22 protein-coding genes are annotated in these 22,751 nt (G+C 71.0%); 8 read left to right on the forward strand and 14 right to left on the reverse strand.

Annotated elements, in window-relative coordinates; translation table 11 throughout:
* Positions 1-169 precede the first annotated feature (169 nt).
* The 3 genes from OWR29_RS18915 to OWR29_RS18925 are packed head-to-tail and all read right to left on the reverse strand — an operon-like array spanning position 170 to position 3,046.
* Positions 170-898, reverse strand: coding sequence for an FAD:protein FMN transferase (locus OWR29_RS18915; RefSeq protein WP_267564445.1), 729 nt, complete (start codon positions 896-898; stop codon positions 170-172).
* A gap of 32 nt (positions 899-930) precedes the next feature.
* Positions 931-1,428 carry an FMN-binding protein gene (locus OWR29_RS18920; protein WP_267564223.1) on the reverse strand — a complete coding sequence of 166 codons (498 nt, stop codon included), beginning with the start codon at positions 1,426-1,428 and terminating at the stop codon, positions 931-933.
* A 16-nt stretch (positions 1,429-1,444) separates the two neighbouring features.
* A complete protein-coding gene (locus tag OWR29_RS18925; RefSeq protein WP_267564224.1) occupies positions 1,445-3,046 on the reverse strand; it encodes a ferredoxin reductase family protein in 1,602 nt (533 codons plus the stop codon).
* A gap of 164 nt (positions 3,047-3,210) precedes the next feature.
* Here OWR29_RS18925 and cbiE point away from each other — a divergent pair, with 164 nt between their 5' ends.
* Genes cbiE through OWR29_RS18950 form a run of 5 tightly spaced genes read left to right on the forward strand, consistent with a single transcriptional unit; the run spans position 3,211 to position 6,947 of the window.
* On the forward strand, positions 3,211-4,416 hold the full coding sequence (gene cbiE, locus OWR29_RS18930) for a precorrin-6y C5,15-methyltransferase (decarboxylating) subunit CbiE (RefSeq protein WP_267564225.1): 1,206 nt from the start codon (positions 3,211-3,213) through the stop codon (positions 4,414-4,416).
* Positions 4,413-4,838 (forward strand): hypothetical protein, encoded by a 426-nt coding sequence (locus OWR29_RS18935; protein WP_267564226.1) that lies wholly within the window; start codon positions 4,413-4,415, stop codon positions 4,836-4,838. Before cbiE ends, OWR29_RS18935 begins: the two co-directional genes overlap by 4 nt.
* On the forward strand, positions 4,838-5,593 hold the full coding sequence (gene cobM / locus OWR29_RS18940) for a precorrin-4 C(11)-methyltransferase (RefSeq protein ID WP_267564227.1): 756 nt from the start codon (positions 4,838-4,840) through the stop codon (positions 5,591-5,593). Before OWR29_RS18935 ends, cobM begins: the two co-directional genes overlap by 1 nt.
* A complete protein-coding gene (locus OWR29_RS18945) occupies positions 5,586-6,326 on the forward strand; it encodes a cobalt-precorrin-6A reductase (protein WP_267564228.1) in 741 nt (246 codons plus the stop codon). Before cobM ends, OWR29_RS18945 begins: the two co-directional genes overlap by 8 nt.
* 54 nt (positions 6,327-6,380) lie before the next feature.
* Entirely contained in the window at positions 6,381-6,947 is a 567-nt protein-coding gene (locus OWR29_RS18950; RefSeq protein ID WP_267564229.1) for a hypothetical protein, read from the forward strand.
* Here OWR29_RS18950 and OWR29_RS18955 read toward each other — a convergent pair.
* Entirely contained in the window at positions 6,871-8,226 is a 1,356-nt protein-coding gene (locus OWR29_RS18955; RefSeq protein WP_267564230.1) for an MFS transporter, read from the reverse strand. The two genes, OWR29_RS18950 and OWR29_RS18955, sit on opposite strands and share 77 nt — an antisense overlap.
* The gene (locus tag OWR29_RS18960) at positions 8,223-8,744 is read right to left on the reverse strand and encodes a MarR family winged helix-turn-helix transcriptional regulator (protein ID WP_267564231.1); all 522 of its coding nucleotides are present in this window, start codon (positions 8,742-8,744) and stop codon (positions 8,223-8,225) included. The genes OWR29_RS18955 and OWR29_RS18960 overlap by 4 nt, the downstream gene beginning before the upstream one ends.
* A 111-nt stretch (positions 8,745-8,855) precedes the next feature.
* Here OWR29_RS18960 and OWR29_RS18965 point away from each other — a divergent pair, with 111 nt between their 5' ends.
* Positions 8,856-9,755, forward strand: a complete 900-nt coding sequence (locus tag OWR29_RS18965; protein ID WP_267564233.1) for a helix-turn-helix domain-containing protein — start codon at positions 8,856-8,858, stop codon at positions 9,753-9,755.
* Between the two features lie 11 nt (positions 9,756-9,766).
* Here OWR29_RS18965 and OWR29_RS18970 read toward each other — a convergent pair whose 3' ends face one another.
* Genes OWR29_RS18970 through OWR29_RS18980 form a run of 3 tightly spaced genes read right to left on the reverse strand, consistent with a single transcriptional unit; the run spans position 9,767 to position 12,653 of the window.
* Positions 9,767-10,252 carry a GNAT family N-acetyltransferase gene (locus tag OWR29_RS18970; RefSeq protein ID WP_267564234.1) on the reverse strand — a complete coding sequence of 162 codons (486 nt, stop codon included), beginning with the start codon at positions 10,250-10,252 and terminating at the stop codon, positions 9,767-9,769.
* Between the two features lie 11 nt (positions 10,253-10,263).
* The gene (gene zwf / locus OWR29_RS18975) at positions 10,264-11,664 is read right to left on the reverse strand and encodes a glucose-6-phosphate dehydrogenase (RefSeq protein ID WP_267564235.1); all 1,401 of its coding nucleotides are present in this window, start codon (positions 11,662-11,664) and stop codon (positions 10,264-10,266) included.
* Positions 11,665-11,693: 29 nt separating this feature from the next.
* Positions 11,694-12,653 (reverse strand): GlxA family transcriptional regulator, encoded by a 960-nt coding sequence (locus OWR29_RS18980; RefSeq protein ID WP_267564236.1) that lies wholly within the window; start codon positions 12,651-12,653, stop codon positions 11,694-11,696.
* A gap of 92 nt (positions 12,654-12,745) precedes the next feature.
* Here OWR29_RS18980 and OWR29_RS18985 point away from each other — a divergent pair, with 92 nt between their 5' ends.
* Positions 12,746-12,868 carry a hypothetical protein gene (locus OWR29_RS18985; protein ID WP_267564237.1) on the forward strand — a complete coding sequence of 41 codons (123 nt, stop codon included), beginning with the start codon at positions 12,746-12,748 and terminating at the stop codon, positions 12,866-12,868.
* A gap of 40 nt (positions 12,869-12,908) precedes the next feature.
* On the opposite strand, the gene OWR29_RS18990 is transcribed toward OWR29_RS18985, so the two are convergent.
* Complete coding sequence (locus OWR29_RS18990) at positions 12,909-14,573, reverse strand: alpha/beta hydrolase (protein ID WP_267564238.1); 1,665 nt, start codon at positions 14,571-14,573, stop codon at positions 12,909-12,911.
* Between the two features lie 173 nt (positions 14,574-14,746).
* On the opposite strand from OWR29_RS18990, the gene OWR29_RS18995 reads away from it, so the two are divergent.
* Positions 14,747-15,961, forward strand: a complete 1,215-nt coding sequence (locus OWR29_RS18995) for a hypothetical protein (protein ID WP_267564239.1) — start codon at positions 14,747-14,749, stop codon at positions 15,959-15,961.
* On the opposite strand, the gene OWR29_RS19000 is transcribed toward OWR29_RS18995, so the two are convergent.
* The 5 genes from OWR29_RS19000 to OWR29_RS19020 all read right to left on the reverse strand — a co-directional run bounded on the left by OWR29_RS19000 (position 15,962) and on the right by OWR29_RS19020 (position 22,679).
* Positions 15,962-16,411, reverse strand: a complete 450-nt coding sequence (locus OWR29_RS19000; protein ID WP_267564240.1) for a YdeI/OmpD-associated family protein — start codon at positions 16,409-16,411, stop codon at positions 15,962-15,964.
* 4 nt (positions 16,412-16,415) lie between these two features.
* A complete protein-coding gene (locus OWR29_RS19005; RefSeq protein ID WP_267564241.1) occupies positions 16,416-18,227 on the reverse strand; it encodes a penicillin acylase family protein in 1,812 nt (603 codons plus the stop codon).
* 30 nt (positions 18,228-18,257) lie between these two features.
* On the reverse strand, positions 18,258-19,232 hold the full coding sequence (locus tag OWR29_RS19010; RefSeq protein WP_267564242.1) for a toll/interleukin-1 receptor domain-containing protein: 975 nt from the start codon (positions 19,230-19,232) through the stop codon (positions 18,258-18,260).
* Complete coding sequence (locus OWR29_RS19015; RefSeq protein ID WP_267564243.1) at positions 19,229-21,067, reverse strand: WD40 repeat domain-containing protein; 1,839 nt, start codon at positions 21,065-21,067, stop codon at positions 19,229-19,231. Before OWR29_RS19015 ends, OWR29_RS19010 begins: the two co-directional genes overlap by 4 nt.
* Before the next feature lie 118 nt (positions 21,068-21,185).
* A complete protein-coding gene (locus OWR29_RS19020) occupies positions 21,186-22,679 on the reverse strand; it encodes a tannase/feruloyl esterase family alpha/beta hydrolase (RefSeq protein WP_267564244.1) in 1,494 nt (497 codons plus the stop codon).
* Positions 22,680-22,751: the final 72 nt, after the last annotated feature.

Below are 22,751 nucleotides of genomic sequence, written 5' to 3' on the forward strand. Positions count from 1 at the left end.
ACTTCTTCCCAACCACCAGAGAAATCTTGCCGGTCCCCGTATGTCCACGCGGCCCATGCTGCCTCATAGCGGTCGATGAACGCCGCCCAGTTTCACCCGGTTGTGGATAACTGCACGGACCGACCGGGCCGCCGTCCACAGGGCCGAGCGGCGGGTTAATGTAGACGTATCAGACAGCGGCCGGCAGGTTGGCCGAGCTGAACGCGCGGCCGTCGTCGGTCACCACAGCCGAGTCGTAGCCGTCGGCCGCCCGCTTCGCGAGCCAGGCGATCCCGGCTTCGCCCATGGCAAGCGCAGCCGTCGCGTACGCGTCAGCAATCGACAGATCCGGCCCGACCACCGTGACCGACCGCAGCCCCTGAGCGGGCCGCCCGGTACGCGGATTGACGACGTGATCGCCCCGCTCGTACGTTCCCGAGGTCGCCACCGCCCCGTCGTGCAGCGCCAGCACCCAGCTGACCTTGTCGGCCTCCCACGGATGCCGGATGCCGACCCGCCACGGCCCGCCGTCGGGGTGGTTGCCGCGCATGCGGATGTCGCCGCCCGCGTTGATGTAGTGGTCGTGGGAGCCGGCCGCCAGCAGCCGGGCCGCGGCCACCTCGACCGACCAGCCCTTCACGTAGCCCGACGGGTCGAGCGCTCCCCCCGCGTACGCGTCGAAGTAACCGTCCGTGTCCCGCCAGAGATCGGCACACGCCTCCAGGACGTGCCGCAGATCGGCCGAGGCGTCCTCGATCCGCAGCTCGCCGCGGCCGAACCGGGACACCTCGCTGTCCGCCTTGTACGTGCTGAACCGGGCGTCCACCTCGTGCAGCCAGTCGCACACCTCCGTGATGAGCCGGCCCAGCTCGGCCTCGGGCCTGTCCTCGCCCAGCTCGATGCTGACCGTCGTCCCCATCACATGTTCGACATGGCGCACAGAGCGTGACCCTACGCCTTGGCCGCGTCCAGCGCCGCCTGGAGTGACTTGACGTAGGACTCGCTGGTGTAGGTGGCGCCCGAAACGGCCGAGACGTCCGCGTTCTGCGCCTGAAGCGTGGACTCCTTGAGGGCGGCGATGGCGGGCGGGTTGATCGTGGCGCTGTCGTTCGCGGTCGGGTAGCTGGCCGCCGCGTCGGTGATCTCGCCCCCCTCGACCTTGATGGTGACCTGGATTTTCCCGTACGGGTTGGCGGCGGCGTTCCCCTTGAAGACGCCGTCCTTGAGGCCGCTCTTGGACTTCTCCTGCTCTTTCTCGGCCGGCTTCTCTTTGGAGCCCGACGCGGCGGGCTTCTTGGAGGACGGCTTGGGGGCGGGCGTCGCGCCGGCCAGGTTGCCGACCGGCGCGGCCACGGCGGGTGCCTCGGGCGGCGTCACGCTCAGTCGCACCCCGATGATCAGGGCGGCGCCGGTGAGGGTGCCTACGGCGGCTGCGGTACTACGTCGCATCGCGAGAAACTCCTACTCAGAACTCGAACGGGTCGAGGTGCAGCTGGCTGTCGGGGACGTCGAGCTCGCGCAGGGTGCCGACCGCGGCCTCGACCAGCCCGGGCGGGCCGCACAGGTACACGTCGCGGCGGCTCACGTCGGGCACCAGGCCGAGCATGCCCTCTCCGGTGAACAGGCGGCGCGGGCCGGGATCGTTGCGCCCGCCGACGATGTAGCGCACCCAGGCGTCGCGCTGCTCGGCCAGTTCCTCGAGCTCGCCGCGGAACACCAGCTCGTCGGGGCGGCCGGCCCGGTAGATGACGATCGTGTCCGGCGGCATGTCCTCGAGCAGGGCGCGGATCGGGGCGATGCCCGAACCACCGGCGATCAGCAGGGCGCGTCGACGCGTACGGCGCTGGGCCGTGAAAACCCCGAAGGGGCCCTCGGCCCAGATCGGCGTGCCCGGCTTCATCTGGGCCAGCCGCTCGGTGTGGCCGCCGACCGCGGTCACCGTGAGCCGCAGCCACTGCGAGTTGGGCGCGGCCGACAGCGAGAACGGGTGCGACTGCCACCAGCCGTTGCGGGTCAGGAACCGCCACCGCATGAACTGGCCGGCCTGCGCGGGCAGCTTCTCGAGGTTCTTGCCGTCGATGTAGATCGAGAACGTGTTGCCGCCCTCGCTGACGACCTCGGCCACCTCGAACTTGTGCCGCAGGTTGAGCCACAGCGGTTCGACCAGGCGGCCCCAGACCAGGGCCGAGATCACCAGCGCGGTCAGGGCGGGCCAGAAGATCGAGGCGAACGGGCCGCTGAGGTTGGCCCCGGTGGCGACCTGGTGGCCGTACCCGAGCAGCAGAACCAGGTAGCCCGTCAGGTGGATGAGGTGCCACAACTCGTACGGAAGCCGGGTTTTGGCCGCCCTCATCGAGATCAGGCTGATGACGACCAGAATGATGGTGGCCGCCGTGGCGCTCAGCATCTCGGGCAGCGTCGTGATGATCGTCCAGCCCTGCTCGACGACGCCCGTCTCGGCGGTGAGCGCATAGCCGTACACGATGAAGACGACGTGGGCGAGCACGAAGAAGGTCAGCGAGGTGCCCAGCCAGCGATGCCAGCGCAGCAGGTCACGCGCGCCGACCCACTCCTCGAGCCAGCTGACCCGGCTCATCATCAGCAGCTGGATGAAGAGCAGGTAGCCGCCGATGAGCCCGGTGATGCGGCCGGCCGCGAGCATCAGGCTGGCGGTGTCGCCGATCTCGCCCGACTGGGTCTCGAACAGCCAGAGGGAGACGCTGGTGGCCAGGCCACCGAAGAACAACAGGACGGTGAGCAGGCGGTTGCCGCTGACGGCCTCGGCCGGCGGACGGTCGTCGGGGATCGGCGGCTGCGCCGGGCCGGACGCCTTCCAGCCGGTCGGGTCGGTCTGCGACTCGACCAGGATGTCGCTGCGGCGATAGGGATCATCCTGCAGAGAGTCGTCGGGCCACTGGTCCTGGCCTGGGTCGTGGCGGTCCTGGGGAACCCAGCGGTCGTCCTCGTCGTCGGGCATGGCCCGCAGATCGGCGAAGAACTGCGCGTCGTCGTCGGGCTCGTAGCGCTGATCCTGGAACGTCTGGAACGTCGGCGGTCCCTGCGCCATGTTCGTCACCCGTTCAGCGGTCGGTCCGGTCGTCTGCCACCCCCTGCGGCCGACGTGACGACCCGGTCTCGGGGAGCCGTCTGGCTGTTGTACGCACCCGGCGCGGCCTTCGCTCAACCGGACGCGGAAATTCTCGGGCCCGCGCCGTTCGATAGGTTCGTCCCGTGAGCGCCGACAACCCCTGCCTGGTCACGGTGGTCGGCATCGGCGCCGGCGGCTGGTCAGAGCTTTCCCGTACGAGCCATGGCGCGCTGGAGGCGGCGCGGATGATCATGGGGAGCGCCCGGCAGCTGTCCCTGCTCCCGCCCTCGGTCACGGCGCAGCGGGTCCAGTTGCCGTCTCCCCTGCTCCCGGCCCTGTCCTCGTACCTGGAAGAGCCCGGCCTGGTCGTGCTGGCGAGCGGCGACCCGATGTTCCACGGCATCGGGGCCACGCTGGTCCGATTGGCCGGTTCCGATCGCGTACGCGTGATTCCGCACCCGTCGTCGGCGGCGCTCGCGGCTGCGCGGATGGGCTGGCCGCTCGCCACCACTGAGGTGATCTCGCTGGTCACCGCCGACCCGGCCACGGTGCGGCGGGCCCTGAACCCCGGGCAACGGTTGCTGGTGTTGTCGCGCGACGCCTCGACCCCCGGTGCGGTGGCCTCCTTGGTGGCGGCGGCCGGCTTCGGGTCGGCCTCGATCACGGTGTTGTCGCAGCTGGGCGGCCCTGCGGAGCTGCGGATTTCCGGCTTCGCGGCGTCGTGGGAGCACCCACCGGGCGACCCTTTGAACGTGATCGCCATCGACTGCGGCCCCGACGGCCCGGCGACGTCGGTGGCGCCCGGCCTGCCGGATTCCCTCTACGAGACCGACGGCCAGCTCACGAAGCGTGAGGTGCGCGCGGTGACGATGGCGGTGCTGGCCCCCGTACCCGGCGCGCTGCTGTGGGATGTGGGCGCCGGCTCGGGCAGCATCGGCATCGAGTGGATGCGCAGCCACCCGAGCTGCCGCGCCATAGCCATCGAATCGGCACCCGCTCGCGTCGCTTCGATCCGGACAAATGCCTCGGTGCTGGGCGTTCCCGGCCTGTCGGTCGTCACTGGCCGAGCCCCCGAAGCCCTGGACGGCCTGCCCACCCCCGACACGATCTTCATAGGCGGCGGCCTGACCAACGACGGAGTGCTCGACGCCTGCCTGACCGCCTTGCGCCCCGGCGGCCGCCTGGTCGCCAACGCCGTAACCCTCGAATCCGAAGCCGCCCTGGCCGCAGCCCACGCCGAGTTAGGCGGCGACCTGATCCGCCTGTCCGTGAGCCGCGGCTCCCCGGTCGGCAACTTCACCGGCTGGAGGCCCATGATGCCCGTGACAATCTGGTCCACCACCCGATGACCCGACGCAACAACAACGCCACCGAACCGGCCGGCTCGCAGACGGTGCACCTCTTCGGGGCCGGCCCCAGGGTGGCCAATCTGTTCCACCACCCGATGACCCAACGCAACAACAACGCCACCGAACCGGCCGGCTCGCAGACGGCGCACTTCATCGGGGCCGGGCCTAGGGCGGCCGATCTGGTCCACCACCCGATGACGCGACGCAACGGCCACGCCGCCGAACCGGTCGGCTTGGAGACGATGCACTTCATCGCGGCCGGCCCCAGGGCGGTCGATCCGGTCCACCACCCGATGACGCGGCGCTTGGAGACGGTGCACTTCATCGGGGCCGGCTCCAGGGCGACCGATCCGGTCCACCACCCCATGACCCGACGCAACGACAACGCCGCCGAACCGGTCGGCTCGAGGACGGTGGCCTGATGACGGTGCACTTCATCGGGGCCGGGCCCGGGGCGGCGGATCTGATCACCGTGCGTGGGCAGCGCTTGATCGCGTCGGCGCCGGTCTGCTTGTACGCGGGCAGCCTCGTGCCACCGGAACTGCTCGAATGGTGCCCGCCCGGCAGCCGCCAGGTCGACACGGCCGGCCTGAACCTCGACCAGATCACCGCCGAGCTGGTGGCCGCCCACGAAGCCGGCCACGACGTCGCCCGCCTGCATTCCGGCGACCCGTCGGTCTTCAGCGCGGTGGCCGAGCAGATGCGCCGCCTCGACGCCGCCGGCATCCCCTACGACGTGGTCCCCGGCGTGCCCGCGTTCGCCGCCGCGGCTGCTTCGCTGCACCGCGAGTTCACCGTCCCCGGCGTGGCCCAGACCGTGATCCTCACCCGGACCGCCGAACGAGCCACCGCCATGCCCCCCGGCGAAGACCTGGCCACCCTCTCGGCCAGCCGGGCCACAATGGTGCTGCACCTGGCCGTCCAACGCATCGACGCCGTGGTCGCCGACCTGCTGCCCGCCTACGGCCCCGACTGCCCGGTGGCCGTGGTGGCCCGAGCCAGCCGCCCCGACGAGCTGATCGTCCGCGGCACCCTGGCCGACATCGCCGCCCAAGTGAAAGAGGCCGGCATCCGCCGCACAGCAGTCATCGTCGTGGGCGCTGCCCTCACCGCCTCTCACTTCCCCGACAGCCACCTGTACTCAACAACCCGCTGCCGCCCCACCCGCGATGCCTGACGCACGGCAGCCGCGCGTTCTCATCCTGGGTGGCACCAGCGAAGCCCGGGCGCTCGCCGGGGCGTTGCGCGGGTACACGGTGATCACGTCACTGGCCGGGCGTACCTCCTCTCCGCTGCTGCCCGCCGGCGAAGTACGGATCGGCGGTTTCGGTGGGGTCGACGGGCTGGCCGCCTACCTGGCGGCGCAGCGCATCGACGTGGTGGTCGACGCGACGCACCCGTTCGCGGCCACGATCAGCGCCAACGCGGCCCAGGCGGCGACCCGGGCCGGGGTGCCGCTGGTCGTGCTGCGCCGGCCCGGATGGGTCGAACAGCCCGGCGACGTGTGGCATCGGGTGCGCACCCTCGAGGAAGCCGCTGCCTCGCTCACCGGCCGCCGGGTGTTCCTCACGACCGGGCGGCAAGGCATAGCGGCCTTCGCCGAGGTGGACGCCTGGTTCCTGGCGCGCTCGGTGGAGCCGCCCGAGCCGCCCATGCCGCGCCGGCTCGAGGTGCTGCTCGACCGCGGCCCCTACAGCCTCGAGGGCGAGCGCCGCCTGCTCGCCGAGCATCGCATCGACGTGCTGGTCAGCAAGGACAGCGGTGGCCCCGATGCCAAGCTGGTGGCGGCCCGCGCACGCGGCATCCCGGTTGTCATGATCGACCGCCCGCCGGCGGCGGCGACGGCCCACACAGTGGCAACGGTTGCCGAGGCGGTCGAGCGCCTAGAAAGCTTGCTCGGCAGTCACTGATCGTTGGCCAGAGGTAACTCATGGCCAGAATTCTGCTCCGGGGGTACGACAGTTTTGCCTCAGCGGACGGCCGACGGCGACGGCGACGACGACGGCGGCGAGGGCGAGGGCGACGACGGCGACGACGGCGACGACGGCGGCGGCGAGGGCGACGACGACGACGACGACGACAACGGCGACGACGGCGACGACGACGACGGCGACGACGACGGCGACGACGACGACAACGGCAACGACAACGGCAACGACAGCGACAGCGGCGGCGACAGCGACAGCGACAGCGACGACGACAACGGCAACGGCAACGGCAACGGCAACGGCAACGACAGCGGCAGCGGCAGCGGCGACGGCAGCGGCGACGACGACGGCGACGGCGACGACGACGGCGACGACGACGGCGACGGCGACGACGACGGCGACGACGACGGCGACGGCGACGACGACGGCGACGACGACGGCGACGGCGACGACGACGGCGACGGCGACGGCGACGGCGAGAAAATGGGTGATTCGAGAGTGGTCGCCGGCATGGCTGGAGCCGCGTTCAGGCAGACGTTGTGCTCGGCTGTGCGGCGGACCGGGCGCCCAGCCCGGTCAGGGAGCGGTCGGCCACCACCATGACCAGCAGCAGCGACGCCACGACGATCAGGAAGACGGCCAAGCCGTGCAGGCCGGCCGTGCCGGCCCCGTCGGCGAAGAAGATGCCGGTGGCGGCGGACGAGACCATGGCGCCCAAATACGTGAAGGTCCGAAGCAGACCGGCCGACGCTCCGATTCGTACGGGATCGGCCTGGAAGTACACAGCATTCTGGTTGGCCAGCGAGTTCAGCCCCTGGGGCAGACTGCACAGCACTGACAGCAGGATCGGCAGCCAGAGTGGGCTGCTTCCGTTCAGCAGCAACATCAGCGCGCTGACCACCAGTTGGCCGCCCGCGCCGACCAGCAGCTTGGCTCGGAAGCCGGGGCGCCGCCCGCTGAACGTGGAGACGACGATCGCGAGCAGCGACATCGGCAGCAGCACCAGGCCGGCGTGGGTCGGGCTCAGGTTCCGGCCTGCTTCGAGCCACTGCGTGAAACCGTAGAGGTACGCGTACGCGGCGGTCTGGGCCAGCAGGGCTCGCAGATAGGTGGCGATGAGCGGGCCGTTGCCACCGAAGACCCGCAGGTCGAGGAACGGGTCCGCGGCTCGCAGCTCCCGCCGCCCGAAGGCCACGCCGAACGCCGCCGCCAGCGCGAGCAGCCACATCTCGCCCAGCGACGGGCTCATCAGGAAGACCATGAGCGCCGTCAGCATGCCCGCGAACAACCCGATGCCCAGGTAGTCCAGATGCTCCGCGGGCGCAGCCGGCCGCGACCTCAGCAGGCGCCGCCAGCCGAGGATCACGCAGGCCACAGCCAGGGGAATGTTCACCGCGAAGATTGCCCGCCACCCGGCCACCCCGATCAGCAGCCCGCCGAGGCTGGGTCCGACCACCACGATCGTCTGGGCCGACACCGACAGGGTCGTGAGCACGTTGCGGGGCTTGTCGTCGGCTTGGCGGATCAGGTACATGGCCGCCGGGAACCCCGCGCACGTGCCCAGCCCGAGCAGCACCCGCGCCACGACCAGCACACCGAGCGACGGCGCGAGCAGGCCGAGCACTCCGGCCACCCCGACCAGCGCGCTGCCGGCCAGATAGAGGGGCAGTGGTCCGTACCGGTCAACCAGCCGCCCGACCACCGGCTGCCCCGTCGCCGTGGCCAGATAGAGCCCGGAGACGAGCCACGCCGTCTGGGCCGGTTGCGCGTGCAGGGCCACCCCGATCGGCACCAGGGCCACCGCGATCATCGACGAGTTGATCGGGTTGAGGATCGAGCCGAGCACCATCGGCGCGATCAGCTTGCGGTCGAACGACGTCACCGGTCGCCCCGGCCGTCGAGCCGGTCGCCCCGGCCGTCGAGCCGGTCGCCCCGGCCGTCGAGCCGGTCGCCCCGGCCGTCGAGCCGGTCGCCCAGGCGGTCGAGCAGGGCCATGGCTTCGATCACCGTACGGCGTTCGGCCTCGGTGAAGTCGTCGGTGAGCCGCCGGGCCAGCCACTCGTCGCGGCTGCGGCGCGAGACGGCGATCCGCTCGCGCCCAGCGTCGGTCAGTGAGATCAGCTGGCGGCGGCCGTCGCCGGGATCGGGCTGCCGCTGAATGAGACCGTGCTCGGCGATCGCCGCCAAGGTCGCGGCCATCGACTGGGGCCGCACCTGCTCGGCCGCGGCCAGGTCGCTCATCGAGGCCGGCCCGCCCTTCTCGAGCCGGCTGAGCACCGAGGTCTGCGACGGCGTCAGATCGCCGAGGGCGGCCACCTCTCGCAGCCGCCGGCGCAGCCGGCTGAACACGACGCGAACGTCGGTGGCGGCGCGCGCCGCTGACTCCGGGACATCACTCACCGATCCACCGTACTTTCTTCAGTTAAGACTGACCAGTTTCAACTGAAGATCTCGCCGATTCCGAGCAAGAACCGTCAAGTCGTGATGCCGGTCGGCCGGTACCGTCCAGGGGTGTCGTCCGGCGCCCCGGAACTGCTGCAGCTGCTCGCCACCGTGAACTCCCGGCTGAGCGGCGACGTCTCGCTGTCGGTCCTGGCCCGGTGGGCGCACCGGTCCCGGTTCGATCTGCACCGCCGGTTCGGCCGGTTCGCCGGCGAGACGCCGAAGGCCTACACCACCCGGGTGCGGATCGCCCGGGCCGCGGCCGAGGTGGTCGGCGGCGACCGCCGGATCTCGGCCATCGCGGCCGGCCACGGGTTCGCCAGCCACGAGGTCTTCACCCGCACCTTCACCCGCCACCTGGGCCGCAGCCCGCTCCGCTACCGCACCCGCGGACTGCACGTCGCCGGACGCCGCGCCGCGGCGGCGCACGCGGCCACGGTGAGTTCGACGGCGCCGTGCATCAGCCTGTATCGGATCAGCCTCATCGAGAGGAAACCCCCTGTGCCCCTGGACATCTCGGTTCGTGACCTGCCCACCGTCCACGCCCTCGTGATCCGTCGCCGGGTCACCCGCGACGAGATCGCGACCGCCCTCTCCGAGACCTTGCCGGCGGTGTTCGACTACGCCCAGCAGAACGGCCTGGCCATCGCCGGGCCGCCGTTCACCCGCTATCCGGAGGTCGGCCTGGGATCGCTGGTCATCGAGGCCGGCATCACCATCGCCGCCCCGCCGCCGACAGCGCCCACCGACGGCATCGAGGCGCTGGTCATCCCGGCCGGGCAGGCCGCGGTGGCAATCCACCGGGGTTCGTACGACAACCTGTCCGAGTCCTACCAGCAGATCGAGAAGTGGATGCGCGACCGCGGGCTGTCCGCGGCGGGAGCGCCCTGGGAGACGTACCTGACCGACCCCGGCGACCACCCCGACCCGGCGACCTGGGAGACGGAGATCGCCCAGCCGGTGCAGTGACCGCCGGCCCCTCAGCGACGAAGGGTGAAGCGGCGGTAGTGCGTCGCGGCGCCTTGATATTCACCCTGGTCGCCCGGGGCCAGTTCGGTCATGCCGAGGCCTTGGAGGATGCGGATCGACGCCGTGTTGGTGGCCCACGCCTCGGCCCAGATCTCGCTCAAGGCCATCCGCGTGAAGCCGTGGTCCAGGGCGGCTTGCGCGGCCTGGCGGCCCAGGCCTTTCCCCCAGTGGCGGGAGTCGCCGATCACGAAGCCGAGTTCCCGCCGCGCCGGCTCGACGCCGTGGAGGTCGACGTAACCGACCAGTTCTCCAGCATGAACGACACCGAGGCGCACGAGTTCAGCCGGCGGCTCGGCGATCAACCGGCTCTGGAAGGCCTCGTGCTCGGCCACCGACAGACGCGGCGACCACTCGGCGGCGGCCCGGAACCGTTCGTCCAGCGACCACGAGGCCATCGTGACAGCGTCCGGCGGCTCGAGCGGCCTGAGGCGGATCACCGGCGACATGGCTACTGACCGAGGAGCCAGCGGTGCGGCTCGGCCAGTTTGCGGGCGGCGGCCGGCCCCCACGAGCCTTGCGCGTAGGGCAGCGGCTTGGGGCGGTCGTCCAGCAGGGGCTCGACGGTCTTCCAGGTGGCGCTGAGGCCGTCGGGACGGGTGAACAGGGATCGGTCGCCCAGCAGGACGTCGTGGATAAGGCGGGAGTACGGCGGCAGCGGCACCGCGTCGGGCACCTCTTCCAAGGGCAGGCGCACCGAGCCGTCCTCGACCTCGAGGGCCACGCCGGGCCGCTTGACCAGCATCGAGAGGTCGATCTTGCCGTTGCCGGCCAGGTCGAACGTCAGCACGTTGGCCTGCTGGGGCAGGCCGGGCAGCGGGGCCGTCGGCGTCTTGAGCACGAGGCTGACGACCTGCCGGCTGCCGGCCATTCTTTTTCCCGTACGCAGCAGGAACGGCACACCGCGCCAGCGCGCGTTGTCGATCCAGAGCTTCGCCGCCACGTACGTGTCGGTGGCCGAGCCCCGCTTGACGCCCTTGATCGACTTGTAGCCGGTGTGCTGGCCCAGCACCACCTCGGCCGGGTCGAGCGGGCGGAACGAGCGGATCACCTTTTCGCGGGCCGACTGCAGATCGGCCGCGTCCAGGCTGGCCGGCGGCTCCATGGCCACCTCGGCGGCCACCTGGAACAGGTGCGTGACAAGCATGTCGAGCACCGCGCCGGTGGCGTCGTAGAACTCGGCCCGCTGCTCGACCCCGAGCGTCTCGGGCACGTCGATCTGCACGCTTTCGATGTGCTCGCGGGTCCACATGGCCGCGAACACCTCGTTGGCGAACCGGGTCACGTGCAGGTTCTGCGTGGCCTCTTTGCCGAGGAAGTGGTCGATCCGGTAGACCTGCTCCTCGTCGAAGACCCGGTGCACGAGCCGGTTGAGCGAGCGGAATCCGGCCGGGGACGTGCCGAACGGCTTCTCGTAGACGACCCGCGCTCCCTCGGCCAGGCCGTGCTCCCCCAGCGCCTTGGTCGTCTCTTCGAAGGCGACGGGCGGAATGGCCAGATAGTGGACGAGTTGAGGAGTGCCGCCCAGCTCGGAGCGCGCGGATTCGATGACGTCGAGCAGGCTGCCCGAATCCTCGGTGCGGAAGCCGCCACCGGCGAAGCGCAGGCGGTCGGCGAACTCTTTCCACGGGCCGTCGCCGGGCGCCGGGCCGAACTCTTCCAGCGCCTTGCGGACGTGGGCTCGGAAGTCCTCGTGCGAGACGTCGCCCCGGCCGTTGCCGACCAGGATCCACTTGTCGGGCAGCAGGCCCTCGATCGCGAGCGTGTAGAAGGCCGGCAGCACCATCCGCCGGGCCAGGTCGCCGGTCGCCCCGAAGAGCACGAACACCGTGGGGCCGGGAGTCTTCGCCATGACCAGCCTTTGCCCCTCCGGTCCCGGGCTCACACCGGCTGTGACGACCGGAACGTGCCCCGGTAGGCCTGAGGCGTCGTCGACAGCCGCTGCGCGAAGTGATGCCGGAGCGTGGCGGCGCTGCCGAACCCCGTACGGTCGGCGATCGCGTCGACGCCGAGGCCGGTCTCTTCGAGCAGGTTGCGGGCGAGCAGCATGCGCTGGCTGATCAGCCAGTCGTGCGGGGTGGCGCCGGTCTCGTCGCGGAACTTGCGGGCGAAGGTGCGCGGCGCCATGTGGGCCAGCTCGGCCATCGTCTCGACCGTGTGCGGCCGGTCGAGGCTGGCCAGCACGGCCGTCAGCACCGGCTGCAGCGTCTCGCACTGCACGGACTTGAGCGGCGTCTCTATGTACTGCGCCTGGCCGCCCTCGCGGTGCGGCGGCACGACCATGCGCCGGGCCAGCATCGTGGCGACCGCCGTGCTGTGCTCCTGCCGGATCAGGTGCAGGCCGGCGTCGATGCTGGCGGCGGTGCCGGCGCTGGTCAGCACGCGGCCGTCCTGCACGTAGAGCACGTCGGGGTCGACGATGGCGGCCGGATAGAGCCGGGCCAGGCGGGCCGTGTGCAGCCAGTGGGTGGTGCAGCGGCGGCCGTCGAGCAGGCCGGCCGCACCGAGGGCGAAGGCGCCGGTGCACACGCTCATCACCCAGGCGCCCCGATCGTGGGCCCGGCGCAGGGCGTCCAGCACGGGCGCGGGCGGCTCGAAGGCCGGATTGTCGAAGGGCGCCACCACGACCAGGTCGGCCTCTTCGGCCCGGCTCAGATCATGGCGTACAGAAATGTCGAACCCGGCCCGGCTGGGCACCGGACCGCCGTCGAGCGAACAGACGGCGAAGTCGTAGGCGGGCAGACCGTCGGCCGTGCGGTCGTAACCGAACAGCTCACACAGCACGCCGAGCTCGAAGACGGCCACCTCGGGCAGGGCGATCACGGCCACGTTGCGCAGCATGTGACGGAGCATACGGCGGGTTGGCAGGATTTTGAAGGTGTCTGGCATCTCTGCCACTGTCGACCTTGTACAGCCGGGACGAAACTTTAGTTATGGCTATCGCAATCGCACTCTTCTTCCTGGTCATCCTCGCCTTCTCGATCGCCGGCCGCACCGCCGACACACGCGACAGCGCCGACTGGAAGCCCTCAGACGGCGGCTTCCGCCACACGTAGAAGGGGTGGGGCGGCCCGTGCCGAGCCGCCCCACCACCGACTAACCCAGAATGGAAATCGGACGCGGGGAAACGACCGGCGGCCGCTTCTTACCGGCCCCGGCCGACGACAGCGTCGACGGCGGCGGCAACGGCGTGGTGAACGGCTGCGCCGCGTCGGTGCAGACCTTGCCGTCCTTCGGCGCCTTACCGGTCAACAGGTAGTTGTCGATCGTCGTGGTGGCGCAGACGCCCGAGCCGTACGCCGTGTGTCCCCAGTTGTTGCTGGAGAGCAGGCTCGCGTTCGGGGCCAGCCGCCGCGACGACACGGCGCCCTGGTAGTTGGTCGCCGGGTCCCAGAAGTTGCCGACGATCAGGAACCGGTTCGCGGTGCGCTTGGTGAACGGCCCGGTGTACGCGTTCGGGTCGCGCACCGTCCAGGTCGAGCTCGCGCACTGGCTGTCGATCCAGCCCCAGGACCGGCCGAAGTACGGCGCTTCCCGGTCGCGGCGGTCGGTGGCGGCCGGCCACGACTCGGCGCGAGCCGGGTGCTTGCCGTCGGTGCAGATCACCGTGCTGGACGCCTCGAACCCGTTCTCGTACGGGAAGTCGTACGCCCGGGCCGCCTTGGCCGCCCGGTAGCGAGCCAGCAGCGGAGCGGTCGAACCGCCCTCTTGCACCGCGGCCACCTCGGCCGCGATCGCAGTCACCTCGGCGCCCGCGTTCGTGCTGTAGAGCGCGCCGAGGATGGCGCTGACGAACACCGCGTACGTGACCTTGACGGTGCCCCCGGCGCCGTCGGGGAAGTCGACCGGGTCGGTCTTGAGGCGGTTGGCCACCTGGGCGAAGTGCTTCACCGGGTTGCCCTCGGCGAACACGCACTTCGTCTCGCCCGCCTTGTCGCAGCGCTTCAGGATCTCGATCAGCGCCTTGTAGCCGGCGTCGCCGGAGTGCAGCCGCTGGTCGAGGATCTGCCGCGAGTTGCCGACCCAGGCGTTGGGGTTGAGCACGCCGTCGACGACGAGCGCCCGGAATCGGGACGGGAACATGTTGGCGTAGTACTGGCCCAGCGCGCTGCCGTAGCTGAAGCCCAGGTAGGTGAGCTTCTTGTCGCCGACCGCGCGGCGCACCACCTCCATGTCGCGGGCCACCTCGGCCGTGGAGGAGTGGGCGGTCAGCGGGCGGCCGGTGGTCGAGCAGGCCCGGCCCAGCTTCTTGGAGCCGGCGATGTAGTTGCGTTCCTCGGCGTTGGTCACCGGGAACGGCACGTTCATCAGATTCAGCACCGCGGTCTGGGCCCGTACGGACGGGAAGCACTTGACCTGCTGGCTGGCCCCGATGCCGCGGGGATCGACGCCGACGACGTCGAACCGCTCGAGCAGGGAGTCACTGAGGAACTGGGGCGCGGCCAGCGCGAACTGCGTCGCCGACCCACCCGGCCCGCCCGGGTTGACGAACAGGCTGCCGATCCGTTTGGCCGGGTTCTTGGCCTTGACCCGGAGCACGGCGATCTCGGTCTTGGGACCCTTGGGCTTGCGGTAGTCGAGCGGCAGTTTGACGGTGGCGCACTCGGCGATCTCGTAACACTTGTACCAGCCCAGTTTGGGCGTGGGCACCGCGTCGGTCAGGACGCGGGAGCCTCCGGCGGAGGCGGGAGCGGCGGCCAATCCGGTCAGGACGATTCCGGCCAGCGCCGCGGTCAGTAGTCGGTGCTTCTTCAACGGCATTCGGGTGACCCTTCTGCAGTTGGGATCGCGGCCCCCCGGCCACGACCCCCGGCATTGTAAGAAGTCGATGCACGTACGGGGCCGTCGTCCGGTCCGGGCGTTTTCGCAGAGGTAAGGCACGCAAGGCCCTAGGGGGGTGACATCCGCGCCGAGCCGTTTGGCACAGTGGACTGATGCTCACCGACGTGGATCTGCCGGCGCCCGGACTGCTCTGGACGCGCTGGGCGACGCTCTCCGCCGCGCTGACCGGCATCGGCTACGCCGACGTCTGGTTCGTCGACGAGCGCGGCGCGCACCACGACGACCACGGCGGCAGCTGGGCCCGGCTCGCGCTGGTCGACGGCGCGCGGGCGGTGTTGTTCGGCTACGACCGCGACCACAGCGCCACGGTCGACGCCGACCCGCCGATCGACCTGCTCACCGGCGCCCCCGAGTGGCTGCCCTGGGACGACCTGACCGCGCTGGCCGAGGCCGACCGGCTCGGTTTCGTGGTGTGGCACGCCGAAGGCCGCTGGTCGCGCACCCGCTACCGCGACGGGCTGAGCGACGGCCTCACCCACACCGTGGCGCCCGTGCTGAGCACCGAGGCCACCCTGCAAGAGCTGGCCGAGGTCGTACGGGAATGGGGTCAGCACGAACTCCGGACGCCCGCCGAGCGCGACGACGTGCGCACCGCGAGCGAAGACCTGCTCACCGCGGCCGTGCGCGGCGAGATCAGCGGTTCGTCCTTCGAGCGGCTGCTGGGCCGGCTCACCGAGCCCGCGCTCGACCTGCACGCCGCGCTGTTCGCGGCCGGCCGCGGCGGCATCACGGCCGGCACCCGGCCCCCGCGCATCCCGGCCGGCGAGCGCCCGCCGATGCGCCGGGTGCGGCGGCTCAGCCAGGGCGAGCACGACCGCCTGGTGTGGGCCGCGATGCAGGACGCGGCCGAGCTGAACCGCCCCGAGCCGCCGCGCACGGCCGAGCTGGAGGCGCTGGCGGCCTGGATGCGGGAACGCTCGCCGCACCAGGACGGCCGCTGCACGGTTCTGGCCTACGCCGACGCGACCAGCCTGAGCGTGCAGGCCGGCAAGCACCCGCCCCGCGAACAGCCCGACGAGCCCCGCTTCGGCACCTTCCAGCAGCTCAGCGAGCTGGTGCGCAACCTGCGGCGGGCCGAGGCCGACCCCCGGTACGGGCGGTGGCTGTTCCTGCGCGTGCAGACCACCCCGACCGCGGTGCTGGTGGAACGCCGCTACGACTCGTGGCCGAAGTGGTGGGCCGACGACGGCGTGTCCGGCCCGTGGCGTACGAACCTGCAGGAAGAGACGCAGGCGCGGGCCCCGCAGTGGCGGCCGGCCTGGATCCGGTTGCTCGACCCCGAGGTCGCCTACCGCCCCGCGGGCTGATCAGCGAGCTTTGCCCTGGCCGAGCAGCGCGAGCGACTTGGCCAGGCGGCGGGCCCGCGTCTCGGGCGTCTTGGCCGAGTTCAGCTGGTCGACGTGGTAGCGCTGGTTCGAGAACGAGAGCGTCGCCCAGAAGTCGCGGGCGGACGGCTCGGCCTCCAGCGCGGCCCGCAGATCGTCCGGCACCTCGAGCTCGCGCGGGGCTGCGTCCAATTCGACCTCTACGTCGTACGTCTCGCCGCCGCTGACCCCGGCCGCCTCCCGCCGCTCGGCGCTGACGCCCAGCCAGTAGCTGCCGCCCATCTTGGCGATCGACGAGCGGAAGGTGAAGCCGTTCAGCACGACCACGACCTTGGGCCGGCCGCCCCCGCCGAGCTCGGTGACGAACTCGTCCGGAACCTGGAAGCCGGTGGTGGCGCCGCCCGTGCGCTGCAGCTCCGCGCGAAGTTTCATGCGGTCAGCCTAGTGGCTCCTCGATCAACGCGGACCAGTCCGTGACCAGCGGAATCAGCTCGCCGGCGGCCCACAGCGGCAACTGGTCGAGGAAGTGCGGCGAGTCCGGATCGCCGGAGGCGCCGAACGGCACGACCCAGCGGCTGCGCTGCCGGTCGGCGATGTCCCACACATAGCGGGCGACCGGGCCGCGCGAGCACAGATCGGTCACGCCCGGAATGCTATTCAGGCAGAGCACCGAGTCGCGCTCCCCCGACAGTTCGGTGCGCGGGATCTCGACCTGCGACCCCGGCAGCCGGACGGGCGCGAGCAGGTGCCGCGAACCCCACGGCCCCGACTCGATCGTCTCCGGGTCGACCACCTCGGCCAGGGTGAGCCCGAGGCCGACCAGCACGCCGTCGAGCACGTTGCCGATGCGCACGCGCGGATCGGTCCAGCCGTTGAACAGCGGGTCGAAGCCGTGCGGCTGCATCAGCGGCTTGAGCGCGGGATGCTCGTGCAGGCGGCGCGCGACCTCGAACCGCCAGGCGGCCCGCCGTCCGGCCTCGAGGCTCGTCGCCCGCATCGGGGTGTCCATGTGGATGCGGTGCGACGGCACACCCTCGTCGATCAGCTCGCGGATGCGGTGGGCTCGCGCCTTCGAGGCGAAAACGTTCCCGTACGCCTCGGTGTCCGGGCGGCGGTCGTTGGCGTTCACGGCGACGCCGGTCACCTCGAGGCGGGTCATCGGCACGTGGCCGGGCTGCCACGCGTACGTCTGATCCCAGGCCGGCACCGGAAAGCGGCCGTTCCGCTCGTCGCGCACCGGAACCTGGCCCACCGTGAGCTGCAGGACCCGCCCGGTGGTGTCGGCCGTGAGGACGCTGTTGACCGGCTCGACCCAGCGTTCGAGGGCGTCGGCCACATCGTCCACGGTGGACGCGTGCAGCAACGGCAACAGGGCGCCGAAGCCCAGATCGAACCCGGCCCGGGTCGGCGTGCGCAGGCTCAGGTTGCCGTCGACGATCGGGCCGCGGGCGGTCTCGATCACCTCGACGAGTTCGCTGCCCCCGCCCCGTACGGGAATGGTCTCGGTATGCGACTCGGCCGGCTCCCAGCCGAGCGGACCGCGAGCCTCGACCCCCGCCGGCGTGCGCCGGAGCTCTTCGACGAACAGGTCTTGATAGTCGGCCATCGCATTGGTGACGGCCCAGGCCACGCCGCCCGTGTGCCCGAAATGCTGCACGCCCGGCACACCGGCGAAGGTCAGGCCGGCCACGTCGAACTCCTGGCACGAGAGCCGGACCTGCTGATAGACACCCGGCAGCTCGATCAGCCGGTGCGGGTCGCCGGCCACGATCCCCGGGACCGCCCACGAGTTGCTGCCCGAACTGGCCGCCGCGTCCTCGTTCAAGAACCACCCGACGGCATCCGGCCCCAGCGTCCGCTCGACGTGCGAGTTCCACATCTTGCTGGGAAAACTCGCGAACATGATGTGCCGCGCGAGGAACACGCCGAGCGACGACCACGGGTGCCAGACCAGGCCTTCGGCCCGAACCCCTTCCGCGTACGCCCGGAGCCAGTCCCGCGTACGCGAATCAAGATTGATGAAGCACCGCCGGGCCGTGTCGTCGATGCGGGCCCGCCGCGCGAACCTGTCCCAGCCCAGCCCGTCCGCTCCGATCCTCTCGGACAACAGCCCTTCGGACTTGCGCCGCTCCACCTCGATCTGCTCGCGGCGGTCCCGAGCCGTCACCCGCCCCTGAAGAAACGCCAGCTCATCGACCGTGTCCGCCCGCAGATGGGGGACGCCGTAGCCGTCCCGGAAAACCCGCATCCCCCATCCTTACCTCCCGGCCGGTTTCTGTCAGCTCTGTTGGAAGCGCTGGAAGTAGCCCTCCGCGGCGGCTTGTCGCGCGCGGTCCCCGGTGCCGGGCGGGACCTGTCCCGCCGCCGCGGCAAGGCCGAGCGCGTTGCTGTGCCGTTGGCCCATCGCGGTGGAGTTGCCGTCCGGACCCCAGCCGTGCTTCTCGATGGTCTCGACCGTCCACGAGGCGATGGCGCCCACCTCGAGGGCGGGACGGTAGAGGTCCCAGAGGAAGTGGTTGTTGGCGTCGGTCATGAAGGTGAAGAACTTGAGCCACCCCGGGTCGGCGACGGCGGCCAGGCTCTCCACGGCGCGGATCCCGGCCAGGCAGGCGTCGACGAAGGCGGCCGGAGGTCCGTCGGAGCCGGCGTTCTGATCGGCCAGCACGAAGTCGCGGACGAGCTGGAGTTGATGAGGACTGTCGTTGAAGACATGAAAGTTCGGAAACGGCTGCCGATCGATCACCCGATAGATCCGTCGCACATCCGGGTCGTCCCAGATCGGGATGTCGGCGCCAGGCAGGGTCGCTCCCGGCTCCCGGTCGTCCTCGAGTATCGATCGCAGCGCCTTGATCAGGGACGCCATGGCGGCGTTCCAGTCTGCGGTGAAGTCAACGTAGTGCAGGTCGGTGAGGTCTGTGCTGCTGTCGATCCGCATGTCCGGCAACTCGCAGGTCTCGAGCATCACCGGGACCATCCACCGGCGGTCGACATGCATCTGTCGGGCCTGCTCGATGGCCTCACGCAGCTCGACGTTCATGTAGGTACTGCGGCGGGAGTTGTAGCGCGGGGAGAACATCGGGACGAAGGCGCCACCCTCCCGGATCGCCCGCTTGATCGCCTGGCGCCAGTTGTCGCCTGCTTGCAGGTCGTCGCGGTCGAGCCAGACGCCGACGCCCGCCTCCCGGAGCCGGGCCACGATGGGCTCGACGAGCCGGAGGTCATCTCGCTGGTACGAGATGAATGCCCAGTTCAACAGCCTTCAACTCCTTCACTGGCCCGGTGGCGGGCGACGGCTCGCTTCAAAGCTTGCGCAGCGAGCACATCCCACCGGTGAATGCCTCGCAGCGCAACTTGCGGACGCAGTACTCCCCGCACCGATTCGGCGTGCCGGTCGTCGCTGATATGCACGAATTTCTGCCGCTCGGGCAGGTGGGTGCACGCCGTGAAACCCTGCACGTACAGCCTGGTCGCCACCTCGCGGGCGGCGGTGCCCAGGCCGGTGCGAGCCAACGACCAGTCCGCGGCCACGTGGTGCACGTGCCACCGGAGCGAGCACAGCGCGATCCGGGCCGCGGTCTCGTAGGAGCCGGCGTACAGCGCCCGGGAGCTCTGCTCGGCCAGCCACAGCCACGGTTCGCCGGCCGCGGCGGCGATGAGGTCACGGGCGGCGACGGCGGCCGCGGCACTGTCGCCGGCGTCGATCAGCTGCCCGACCGCGGCCGGCACGATCGGCGGGACCGGATCGGCGACCGCGGCCGGATCGGCGGGAACGGGAGTCCACAGCCGGCGGCCGTCGTCGATGCGCTGCCGCACCAGCCGCGGTACGGCGTGACCGCGGCTGAGGTCGCCGAGTTGCCGCAGCGCCTCGTCCCGGTTGTCGACGCTGAGTGCGTACTGGATGAACTCTTGCGCCAGCGTGCCGTGCGGAACCGTGCCGGAACGCCAGGCCCGGATCACGGCGTCCAGGATCGGTTGCCAGCGCTCCACGGGCGGCGGCTGCTCGTCACGCCGCGTCCAGCCGCGCTCCATCAGCCGCGGGTGCGGCGCCGTGCTGCCCGTGACTCGCACCGGCCGCTCGCACCAGCGCGGATTGCCGTGTCGCCGGCTGACCTGCGCCGTCTTGAACCGGGCGGCCGAGACCGGGTCGATCGTGCCCCGATCGAGCTCGACCACGGCGGCCACCCAGACACCGCCGCGGGGAGCCTGGTCCAGGCCGACCGCTCCGACCGGGGCGATGACCAGAGCCCGTTCGTCGGCGGAGAGCGCCATCTCCCGCACGTCCAACGGCCGGCCGTCGTGCGACTCGATTGTGGACCGTGGGTGGACCTCCCCGGTCGCGAGGTCGTAGTCCTGAACCAGGAGCCGGCCGCCGACCCGGTCGGTGGACATCAGCAGCAGGGCGTCGGGCCCCTGGCGGGGATTCCAGGCGGCCGCCTCGGCCCCGACCGGCAGGGGCACGACCAGGCCGTCGGCCACCCGGATCAGGCAAGCCCGGCCACCCCCGGTGACCAGCACCCACCGGCCGTCCGGTCCGTACGCCACCTCGGTCAGGAACCAGCCCGCCCCGCCCGGGAAGGTGGCGATCAGCCGTTGCCCGCCCAGGCCCAGCTCGTACTCGTGAACGGCATATCCGCCGCGGGCCCGCTCCTCCAGAACGCACACCCGCGTCCCGTCCGGGGCGAACGCGATCGCGGCCGCGTTCGCCACCGGAGGCAACATGACGGGAGCTTCCGAGCCGAAACGCTGCAGGTAGGGCTGGTAGTTGAAGACGGGCTCGGCCGGGTACGGCACGCTGTCCTGGAGGAGCAGGTGCGGCGCGATCTGACGCACCCACCCGGCGCCCTCGGCCGCTCCCAGTGCCTCCGGCAGTGGCTGCCGGCAGAACGCCCACGCGCCCGCCCCCTCGTGCACCGCGCCGACCCGATCGGAGTAGTCCCGATGGGTCAGCACCTGGCCCTCGTCGTCGACGATCACGGACGGGGCGAGATGACCACGCTCGTCGGCCAGCTCGAAGAACACCCGCATGGCGTCGTAGTCGGAGAGCGGCTCGTCCATCAGGACGGACTCGCCGACGATGAACTCGGTCAATCTGGCACCCCGCCCTCGTCCGGCCCGGACCGCCAGTCTTCGCGGCGGGATGTCGCGAGATCAATGGCCGGTTCAGACGGGGTGACAGATCCGATCGGCCACAGTGGCCTCTCCCTTTTCAGTACCGGCCCACGTAGTGGTAACCGGCGTTGAGGCTGCCCGGGGCCGCATGCACCGGGGTGAGCGCGTTGAACGGCTGGATGTCGAGGTCGCGGATCACGTTCCAGTCCGGGTCAACGGTGGGCACGTTGATCGCGGCGGGCGGGGTGCCCTTCTCGACCCAGTCCATGAGCGGCTGCAGGAACTCGGGGACGGCGATCTCGGACGGTTCGTCGGACGCTTCCGGGCCGAACAGGCAGTGGTAGGCGGCCGGGATCATGTAGAGGCGCGAGAACGACTGGCTGCCGCCACGTTTCTGGACTGCTGTGTAGTAGTCGAGGGTTGAGAAAGGCGGGATCGAGGGGTCGGCCCAGCCGTGGTACAGGATGATTTTGCCGCCGTGGGCGCGGAACGCCGCCAGGTTGGGGTTGTTCGCGTTGTAGATGGCATTGCCAAGCACGTTCAGCCGGTCGAATGTGGCCTTGGTGAACCGTACGTCGCGCAATTGGAAGTTCGGTTGGTTGTGGGCGAAGCCCAGGTAGCGGAACCAGTTGAGCGCGATGGTGGCCGTCGGGCCGGTCAGCGGCGAGCCGGAACTCACGACGAACGCATCTTTCCAACCCAATTCGGAGCCGTACGGCATTCCGCCGTTGTACAGGCCATGCGGGCCGCGGTAGAAGTCGACGACCGTACGGACCTGGGGCGCCGTCAGGCAATTCGGAGTGTCAGTGCCGGCCGGGCACAGCATCGACGACGGCTGGAAACCGCACTGGCGAGGGTCGTGAATGACCTCGCCGCACGCCTTGGTGACCGCGGCGTGCAGGGCGGGCAGCTTGCCGGGGCCGAGGATCTGCCGGCCCGCCGCGTCCGTGTTGCGGGTGACGTTCCACGCGTTGAGCAGGGCGAGCGGCGCCAGGTTGTTGGCGGGAGCGCCGGCCAGCACGCCGTCGAAGTCGGCCGGGAAGCGCTGGGCCAGGTTCAGCGCCTGCCGGCCGCCGGTGGAGCAGCCGTCGAAGTAGCGGTGGGTGGGGCCGCGTCCGAAGTACGCCCGCATCACCGCATCCGCGGCGGTGCGCAGCCGATGCTCGGACAGCAGGCCGAACTCGAGCCGGGCCCGGGGATCGTTGCCCCAGGTGGCCTCCTCGCCGGCGGCGTGCCCGGTGTCGTCGCCGGCGATCACCAGGTGGCCGTCGAGCGCGGCGGCACAGCTGAAGCCGGCCAGCGGCAGGTCGAGCCCGGGCACCTCGCCGCACAGCCCGCCGCAGCCCAGCTGCACGTACTGGCCGGTCCAACCGCTCACCGGCAGCCGCACGGTGTAGTGAGTGGCCGGCTTGATGACACCTTTGACCTCGCACATCGGCGTCGGCTGGCGCAGCTTGACGGTGACCACCGTCGCCGACGTCACGGTCGCCTGCGAGGTCAGCGCGGCGCACTTCGCCGCCGGATCGGGCGCCGGGGCGGACGCCGGCGCCAGGGGGACGGCCATCAGGGCCGCCATCAGCAGTCGGATCATCGTGTCCCTCCTCTTTGCATTCATCCTTATTGGAGGGACGCATCGAGTAATCGGTCCACGGACGGGTCTTGC

Origin of the sequence: Paractinoplanes pyxinae, from assembly GCF_026626335.1 — a bacterium.
Classification (GTDB): Bacteria; Actinomycetota; Actinomycetes; order Mycobacteriales; family Micromonosporaceae; genus Actinoplanes; species Actinoplanes pyxinae.